The organism is Burkholderia sp. LMG 13014 (genome assembly GCF_905232215.1).
Taxonomy (GTDB): domain Bacteria; phylum Pseudomonadota; class Gammaproteobacteria; order Burkholderiales; family Burkholderiaceae; genus Burkholderia.
In genome coordinates this window covers 1-8,656 of sequence record NZ_CAJNKE010000241.1, presented here as the reverse complement: position 1 = coordinate 8,656, position 8,656 = coordinate 1, and the positions used below count along the sequence as shown (strand labels likewise).

Annotated in this window: 8 protein-coding genes and 1 pseudogene; 4 read left to right on the top strand and 5 right to left on the bottom strand. The window is 64.7% G+C overall.

Features of this window, described 5'->3' with window-relative positions:
- A partial coding sequence (gene pbpC / locus JYJ84_RS21460) for a penicillin-binding protein 1C (protein ID WP_205189438.1) occupies positions 1 to 1,529 on the top strand: 1,529 nt, incomplete at its 5' end.
- 410 nt (positions 1,530 to 1,939) lie between these two features.
- The gene (locus JYJ84_RS21455) at positions 1,940 to 2,389 is read left to right on the top strand and encodes a hypothetical protein (RefSeq protein ID WP_174961851.1); all 450 of its coding nucleotides are present in this window, start codon (positions 1,940 to 1,942) and stop codon (positions 2,387 to 2,389) included.
- Positions 2,390 to 2,568: 179 nt separating this feature from the next.
- Here JYJ84_RS21455 and JYJ84_RS38370 read toward each other — a convergent pair.
- Together JYJ84_RS38370 and JYJ84_RS21450 are read right to left on the bottom strand one after the other, a co-directional pair.
- Positions 2,569 to 2,649: pseudogene (locus JYJ84_RS38370) on the bottom strand (XRE family transcriptional regulator); the annotation flags it as partial.
- Positions 2,650 to 2,735: 86 nt separating this feature from the next.
- Positions 2,736 to 3,950: an MFS transporter gene (locus tag JYJ84_RS21450; RefSeq protein WP_174961854.1), complete on the bottom strand. Its 1,215-nt coding sequence runs from the start codon at positions 3,948 to 3,950 to the stop codon at positions 2,736 to 2,738.
- Between the two features lie 162 nt (positions 3,951 to 4,112).
- Between JYJ84_RS21450 and JYJ84_RS37905 the strand changes: the two genes are divergently transcribed.
- Both JYJ84_RS37905 and JYJ84_RS37900 read left to right on the top strand, forming a co-directional pair.
- Entirely contained in the window at positions 4,113 to 4,418 is a 306-nt protein-coding gene (locus JYJ84_RS37905; protein WP_236027679.1) for a hypothetical protein, read from the top strand.
- Positions 4,419 to 4,493: 75 nt separating this feature from the next.
- Positions 4,494 to 4,598 (top strand): hypothetical protein, encoded by a 105-nt coding sequence (locus JYJ84_RS37900; protein WP_236027680.1) that lies wholly within the window; start codon positions 4,494 to 4,496, stop codon positions 4,596 to 4,598.
- A gap of 18 nt (positions 4,599 to 4,616) precedes the next feature.
- Here the strand turns inward: JYJ84_RS37900 and JYJ84_RS21440 are convergent, their stop codons facing one another.
- From JYJ84_RS21440 to JYJ84_RS21430, 3 genes are all read right to left on the bottom strand, one after another.
- The gene (locus JYJ84_RS21440) at positions 4,617 to 6,023 is read right to left on the bottom strand and encodes a methyl-accepting chemotaxis protein (RefSeq protein WP_174961870.1); all 1,407 of its coding nucleotides are present in this window, start codon (positions 6,021 to 6,023) and stop codon (positions 4,617 to 4,619) included.
- Between the two features lie 208 nt (positions 6,024 to 6,231).
- Entirely contained in the window at positions 6,232 to 7,302 is a 1,071-nt protein-coding gene (locus JYJ84_RS21435; protein ID WP_122947918.1) for a porin, read from the bottom strand.
- Positions 7,303 to 7,485: 183 nt separating this feature from the next.
- Positions 7,486 to 8,656, bottom strand: a 1,171-nt coding sequence (locus JYJ84_RS21430) for an acetate--CoA ligase (RefSeq protein WP_205182881.1), incomplete at its 5' end; no start/stop codon positions are given.

Below are 8,656 nucleotides of genomic sequence, written 5' to 3'. Positions count from 1 at the left end.
ATATCGACGCCGGCACGCGGCTCGTGACGACGCTCGATCTCGACCTGCAGCGCACGCTCGAACGGCAGATCGCACGCTATGTCGCGCGCAACGACACGCGCGGCGTACGCAACGCGGCGGCGATCCTCGTCGATACGCGCGACATGGGCGTGAAGGCGCTCGTCGGCTCCGCGAACTTCTTCGACCGCACGATCGACGGGCAGGTGAACGGCACGCTCGCGCGGCGTTCGCCGGGCTCGACACTCAAGCCGTTCATCTATGCGCTCGGCTTCGACCAGGGCGTGCTGCACCCGCAGACCGTATTGCGCGACGTGCCGATCGCGTTCGGCCCGTATGCGCCGGAGAATTTCGACGGCCACTTCCTTGGGCCGATCACCGCGACCGATGCGCTGAACCGCAGCCGTAACGTGCCGGCCGTGTGGGTCGCGTCGCAGCTCAAGTCGCCCGATCTGTACGGGTTCCTGCAGGAAGCCGGCGTGCGCCGGCTCGCAAGCGCGCAGCACTACGGGCTCGCGCTCGTGCTCGGCGGCGGCGAAGTGACGATGCAGGATCTTGCGGCGCTCTACGCGATGCTCGCGAATCGCGGCGAGTTCCGGCCGCTCCGACTGCGCGCGGATGAACCGGCTTTGCCGGGCCGGCGCCTGCTCAGCGCCGAGGCGAGCTACATGACGATGGACATGCTGCGTCAGCACCTGCGCCCCGACGAGACGAGCGGCGCGCAACCGTCGAGCGTGCCCGTCTACTGGAAGACCGGTACGTCATGGTCGTTCCGCGATGCGTGGACGGCCGGCGTATTCGGCCCGTACGTGCTGGTCGTGTGGGTCGGCAATTTCGACAACTCGACCAATACGGCGTTCGTCGGCGTCGATGCGGCCGCGCCGCTGTTCTTCCAGGTCGTCGATGCGCTGAATGCCGAGCGCACGCTCGTCGAGCCGCCGCGCGCGGTGCCGCCGAAGCTGAAGCGCGTGCGGATCTGCCTCGCGAGCGGCGATCTGCCGAACGAGTGGTGTCCGCAGCAGGGCTCGACGTGGTTCATTCCGGGCACGTCGCCGATTCGTGTCAGCACCGTGCACCGGCCGGTCGTGATCGACGACGCGACGGGGAAGGCCGCGTGCCCGCCGTACGACGGCAAGCGCACGCATACGGAGATCTTCGAGTTCTGGCCGTCGGATCTGCAGCAGGTGTTCGCACAGGCCGGCATTCCGCGCCGGCGGCCGCCGCAAAACGCGGAGTGTCGCGACGCGGGGCAGGTCGAAGGTGACCCGCCGCGCATTACGTCGCCGTTGCGCGGCAGTACGTATGCGATGCGCGTGAGGAGTACGGAGGAGACGCGCATCGCGTTCAACGCGACAGCCGATGCGAGCGCGCATGCGCTGTACTGGTTCGTCAACGATGCGTTTGTCGGGCGCAGTGCGCCGGGCGATGCGCTGTTCTGGCAACCGCGGACGGCTGGCAGTTATACGGTGCGGGTGGTCGACGATCACGGACGGAGCGATCAGCGGCCGCTGGCGGTGGGATTGGAGCAGTAGGTGTTGCGTGCCTGTCTCCTGGGTTGCTGTCGGGTGGCTGCGTCTACCTTTTTTGTGCTTTATGGCTTTCCCGGGATGCCGCATGCCCGATTCGAAGCGATAGAAGGGTGTGGTCAATTCCCCACCTTTTAGCGGCCGTCGCAATGCACGGCGAGCGCGCGCGAGTGGTTGACGGAGTCGGTGCCCGGTTGAGTCGAGCGCGGAAACGGGTCACATGCTCGACTGAGTGTGCGGCGTTGGGCCGCAATCAGTCGCTCGACATCAGCGCGTAGATCGCCGACCATCGCTGACGAGAGCGTCGGACGTCATCGTCCGCCGTTGTCGGCACTATCGGAAGCGTGTCCGCACGATGCGATTGGGGCGTATCGTGCAGTCTGAGCCATTCGTAACCAGCAACAGGAATTTTCATCATGACGGCCACACCGCCGGAGCGCATCGCAATCAATCATGACGAGTTCGACGCGAAGTACGTCGGCCGAACGGTTAACGGCAGCCAGTTCTTTTTGACTACGCCGTTCGTACCCGAATCCTCGAGCCGACCGGGCGCGGAATATGTCGCGCTTTATCTGTTTGATGCCGGAGGCACCTTGCAGGAGGCTCGAATCGAAGCCTTTGGTCCGCGTGCCGCCATGGATCTGACGGCACGCGATGCCTGCTTCGAACGGTATCTGGCCGAGCTTGGCGAAGTGCAGTATGGCCGCATCGAGATCGCCCCTTTCTCTGTCGAACGTTTCGGCGTCACGTTTGGGCTCGTGGCGGATGACAGGGACGAGGATGACGACGCGGCCCTATACATCATGGAGCCAGGCAACTATATGGCTTTCTTCGAGCCGTGGGACAGCGGTGACTACGACACCTGAATTGCTTGCTGGCGACAGCGAGGCGGGCGTACCTGCCTGACGACCTCGTGGCGAGTGGCCGTCGCCGGCAATGCCGGCGGACTGCTTCGGGGCGTCAGGCGACCTCCACGGAAATCCCCGCATCCCTCTCCAGTCCTCTTTCCCGATTCCAGTCACAGCGGCGCACGGGCAGCCCTCCATCACCCATCATCCGCTTTCGCCTGCAGCCCCTTCGACTCCTGGATCACGATCAGCCGCGCGCGGCCGTGCTCGTCCGACCCGTATCACGGGCGTAACGATCAGCGGCCGCTGGCGGTCGGGGTGGAGCAGTAGGCGCCGTATCTGTATCCGTATCGCGCGTTCGCGGTCAGCGTGCCGCAATCTGCGCGTTTTCGCGGCGAAGGCTCGTGTGAGTGAGCATCAGCAAGTTGATGACGACGACGGCGATCGTTGCGACGATCATCCAGTTCACGCCGCCGTGGGTCACCAATACGCCTGCTACGTACGGAAATCCGAACAGGCCCGTGAAGTAGGCGATCGTGAAGACTTGCGAGCATGCTGATGCGGACAATCCCTTTTCGCTGGCGAGATTGACCGCCATACCGTTCAAGGTGGAGTAGCTGAGTCCGTAGCCGATCGCGAAGATGAACGAGCCGATCACGTACAGGATTTCACTGCCCGGATTGGACACGAAGAGGATCAGCGCCACGAGCGTCATGGCGAACAGCGTGAAGGCGAGCTTTCGGACCGGCAATCGGCTGATCGTCTGCGCCAGCGTGAATCGGCAGAACACGGTCGTCAACGTGAATGTCACGAAAAAGAGATCGGGCGACAGGTGTCGCGACTCGGCATAGATCGCCTGAAAATTCGACAACGCGGAAAAGGCGCATGCGGCGAGTCCGATCATGATGATCGGCAGCCGGGTGACATGGCGCAGTATCTCGGCAACCCGCGCGGCCGTCAGGCCGGTTGCATCTGCGGGCGGGTGGGGTAGGCGTTCCGCCCGTTTTCGGACAATCGAAAATGCGATGGCGGCAATCACGCAAAGACACGCCAGGCCTGCGTAGACGATCGAATACGACCCGGAGCGGCTGGCGACGAAATGGCCGATCGGTGACACGAGACCGAGTCCGACCATTTGACCACCCGAGAGCAAGGTCAGGTATTTGATCCGCGCGGAGGGCCTGAGGTGATGAATGATTTGAAGTGGCGCGAGGATATAAAAAGTCGACCATCCCATTCCCAAAAGCAGGCCGCCGATGAACGCGATCCTCAAATCGTGCGCTGCCAGGCTGAACGCGAGCATGGAAAGAGCCATGACGGCAGCGGCCGCCACGATGGTCGACATCAACCCGATTCGTTGTGCTACCCATCCCGCGACAAGAGAGCTGACGATCATGGTCAGGATGCCGGTCGAGATCACGGCGCCGGCCATCGACGAATCCAGGCCGCTCTGACGCAAATGCTCGGAGAGGAGAAAGCTGGCGCCGTAGGCGGCGGCAAGCGCGATGCTCGCGATGAGGAATGGAATAAACGTGGCAGCGGCGAGCGAAGACGGAAGCTGGTCAGCGGATGGTTTCATCGAGTTGGCATCCAGTTTTTATCGCCGCCGTGATGCGTTGAGCGGGCCGGATTTCTTTGATCGTCTTGTACCCACGGTTGGCATGCATACGGCCCGTCCGGATTCCATGATCCTGAGCCTGACGGGCATTGTGTTTTAGGTAGAAGGGGGATGAAATGTACAGTGAAGCCGATTTTCTTCTGCACAGTTCCGGTCGTTGCTGATGAGCTTCGGCCCGGAAACTGGAAGTCGATCGAGATTACGTTGGATGGTTTCGAAACGCGATCAACAACCTGCCTGAAACATTCCGATGTTGCTACCGCTCATATTTCTACCCGCGATGCCGTGCGACGGCCGCCGCAGCACGCGGACTGCCGCGACGCAGGGCAGGTCGAAGGCGACCCGCAGCGCATCACGTCGCCACTGCGCGGGAGTACGTATGCGATGCGGGTGAAGCGTGCGGAGGAGACGCGCATCGCGTTCAACTGACGGCTCGATGCGAGCGCGCATACGTCGTACTGGTTCGTCAACGATGCGTTTGTCGCGCGTAGCAGGCCGGGCGATGTGCTGTTCTGGCAGCCGAGGACGGCTGGCAGTTATGCGGTGCGGGTGGTCGACGATCACGGGCGTAGCGATCAGCGGCCGCTCGCGGTGGGGTTGGCGCAGTAGCGGCCCACCCGCGCAGGTTCAGACGCTGTAGCCGATCCTCAGGACCCCCCATGGTCGTCCGCCGACGACGATCGGCGCGGAAACGTCCTTCATCAGCGCGAATTGACCATTGCCCATGTCGCGTCGATAGGTCTGCAACAGGAACGGCTTGGTGTGCGACACGGAGGTGCGCGCCGTCCGGTCGGTGTAGATCCGGCGGTTCCGGCAATTCGCCGCGTTCCAGGTGGCGTCTGCGCGCTGGGGCAGCGAGAATTTCCGGTTGTGGGTAGGCAGGTAGCACTGTCTGTCGAAGCTGGCGCAATAGACGATGCGCTCGTCGATACCGAGCACCGGCTCCTGGATGGCCGGCAGCACGCGATCGGCGAAGGCCGTGAAGCGCGTCACGAACTGCTGCGGGTCGGTGCCGGGAATCGGCTCGTAGTGCGCGTCGAAGAGCGCGTCGAGCGCGATGTCGCCACGGCTGACCGCCTCCTCGAAGAGCTTGCTGATCGCGGCGGCGGTGTTCCGTGCGGTTTCGATCAGGCGCGTGTCGGGCGACTCTATGCCGGTCGCGGCCGTGAGTTCGATGAGTGTCTCGGAGACGGAGAGCAGATTGCCGAGGCGATCCTTGGCCTGTGAGAAGTTGTCGCTCGAGTTTTCGACACCGGACGCCATCTCGCCCACCTGTTCGTCGAGGCGGTGGCACTGCGTCTCGATCTCGTCCGTCAGCGACGCGATCTGTTCGGCTTCGCCGGCGAGTTCGGTGATCGCGTGCCCGGTCGCGTGCACGACTTCGCCGATCGTGCGCGTGCCCTCGCGTACGCGGTGCGCGCGCGCGGCGTTGTCGGTGCCGTCCGCGATCAGGTGTTCGGTCTGCTCGGCGAGGCGTGCAAGGGTCGTTTCGATCTGGGCCGTGGCCTGCCCGGTCTTGGCGGACAGGTTCTTGACCTCGGCTGCGACGACGGCGAAGCTGCGGCCCGACTCGCCAGCGCGCGCGGCCTCGATCGCGGCGTTCAGCGCGAGCAGGTGGGTCTGGCGAGCGATGACGGAGATCTCCTCGGACACGGCCCGCACGTGATCGAGCGCGTCGCGTAGTGCACCCATCTGGCTGCTGATCGCGGTGACGCCCTCGACGAGGACGTGAATGTCCGCGAGCGATGCCTCGATCGTCTGCTGCGACTGCCGGACCGCGCTCGATGCGTTGGCGCTGACGTTGCGCACCTGCTGCGCGGCCTCGGCGATCCGGTGGTTGCCGCGCAACGTAAGGGCCGCCGATTCGCGCAGCGTATGGCAGACCTCCGCCTGCCGGGCGACGCGGGCGGCGACTTCCTCGACGTGCCCCGACACATCGCAGATCTCGATGCCGAGCCTGCCGGCCTGCTCGGCTATGTCGCCGACGAGTGCGCGTGATGAACGGCGGCCGCGACCGATTCCGAAAAGGTTCACGTTGCTGGGTCTCCTTGTGGGCGCACCCGCCCGGTTCCTGGCGGATAGTGGGCGTGCGCTCCTGACTTGACGGCAGCGCGGCCGCAGACTTGAGGTCGGGTAAACATCGAGGCTGGATTGTCGAAGCGACGCCGGGCGCAGCACGTCGCTCCCCGTGCTCGCGGCGTGCGGGGATGGCCGTGTGCCGGCCGTCCGTCCGCAGGCAGCGTCAGAATACGTGGTGGATGCCGGCATTGACGCCGACCGTCGTGCCCGGCAATCCGAACAGCGCGCCACCCGTTATGCCGAGGCCCGTATTCATCGCGCCGTGGTTGTTGACGACACCGACCTGCGCATACAGGCCGGTTCGCTTCGACAGGCTGTAGTCGGCGCCGATCGCGGCAAGCAGCGAATGATTGTGCGAGTCGTTGCGGTCGGTCGTGTACCACGCGCCGGTGTTCAGGTCGAGGGCCGGCGTGACGCGATAGTCGAGCCCGGCGCTATACACGTTGTTGCTGAACGAGCCGGCGACCTTGTAGCTCGTGAACGACGCCTTGCCGGTCACAGGCCCGAATGTGTAGGCGGCGCCGATCGTCCGGCCGACGAATGCGACCGTGCTCGGAACCGGTGTCGGCGACGTGCCGCCGTTGCCGTCGTAGAGCGCCGCGTTGAGCATGAATGCGCCATTCGTATAGGTGAGGCTGCCGGAATACTGGCGTCCCGCCTGGAAATCCCCGGCTTTTCCGCCGAATCCGAACATCGCGCTGCCTGTCAGCCCGGCGATCGTCGGGCTCGTGTACGAAATCGCATTCGGGTTGAAGAGGCCCGTGACGAGCACGTTGTCGACGTAAGGGATCAGCGCGGCGCCGAAGTGCGAGATATTGCGGGGATCCGATCCGAGCACTGCGAGCACGAATGGCGAGAACTGCAGGCCGACCTTCGTCTCGCCGAATCCGCCATCGATTCCGACCCACGCCTGGCGACCGAAGAAGTTGCCGTTCGAATGGCCGAACGCGCCGTCCGTGATGTTGAAGCCGCTTTCCAGCTTGAATCTCGCATGCAACCCGCCGCCGAGATCTTCGGTACCCGTCATGCCGAAATTGGTCGGCGTCATGCCGGTGTCGGTCAGCGCGAACTGGCGTCCGGCGTTGCCGCCGGTTGCCGAGTCGAGCGATCGGCTCGTATAAAGCAAGGCGGCGTCGAGGTCGCCGTACAGCGTGATGCTGCTCTGAGCGAAGCTGCTCGTGCTTGCCGCTGCGCCCAGCAGTGCCGCGCAAATCATCCGTGTCCTTCCGTTCATCGTCTGTCTCCGTTTTGTTGAGTGTTGTAATACGTATAACTAATTAAATATGCGGCGACGGAATCGATTCGAGCCGCATGCATGCCGTGCCGTCGGGGAACGAACGGCGATGCTTGTCGCGGGCCGGATACGGCCGCGCTCCGGCGCCGCGGCGAGGCGGATTGCCCGCCGCGGCGGGTGGTATCACATCGAGCGGTTCAACTGTTCGAGGATGGCCGGATTCTCGAGCGTGGACGTGTCCTGCGTGATCGCTTCGCCCTTCGCGAGCGAACGCAGCAGGCGCCGCATGATCTTGCCCGAGCGCGTCTTCGGCAGGTTGTCGCCGAAGCGGATGTCCTTCGGCTTCGCGATCGGCCCGATCTGCTTGCCGACCCAGTCGCGCAGCGTCTTCGCCAGCGCCGCCGCTTCCTCGCCTTCCGGACGCGAACGCTTCAGCACCACGAATGCCACCACCGCCTCGCCCGTCGTATCGTCCGGACGGCCGACCACGGCCGCCTCGGCCACGAGTTCGTGCGACACCAGCGCCGATTCGATCTCCATCGTGCCGAGCCGGTGGCCCGACACGTTCAGCACGTCGTCGATCCGGCCCATGATCGTGAAGTAGCCGGTGTCCTTGTCGCGCACGGTGCCGTCGCCGGCGAGATACAGCGTGCCGCCGAGTTCCTCGGGGTAGTAGCTCTTCTTGAAGCGCTCCGGGTCGCCCCAGATCGTGCGGATCATCGCGGGCCACGGGCGCTTGACGACGAGGATGCCGCCCTGCCCGTTCGGCACGTCCTGGCCGGTTTCGTCGACCACCGCGGCCATGATGCCCGGCAGCGGCAGCGTGCACGAACCGGGCACGGTCGGCGTCGCGCCCGGCAACGGCGTGATCATGTGGCCGCCCGTCTCGGTCTGCCACCACGTATCGACGATCGGGCAGCGCTCCTGGCCGACGTGCTTGTGATACCACATCCACGCTTCCGGATTGATCGGCTCGCCGACGGTGCCGATGATGCGCAGGCTCGACAGGTCGTAGCTCTTCGGATGGACCTTGTCGTCAGCCTCGGCCGCCTTGATCAGCGAGCGGATCGCAGTCGGCGCGGTGTAGAACACGGTGACCTTGTGGTCGCCGATCATCTTCCAGAAGCGGCCGGCGTCCGGGTAGGTCGGCACGCCTTCGAACACGACCTGCGTGCCGCCGCATGCGAGCGGGCCGTACGTGATGTACGTGTGGCCGGTCACCCAGCCGATGTCGGCCGTGCACCAGAACACGTCGGTGGGTTTCCAGTCGAAGGTCCACTTCATCGTCTGCGCGGCCCACAGCAGGTAGCCGCCCGTGCTGTGCTGCACGCCCTTCGGCTTGCCGGTCGAGCCC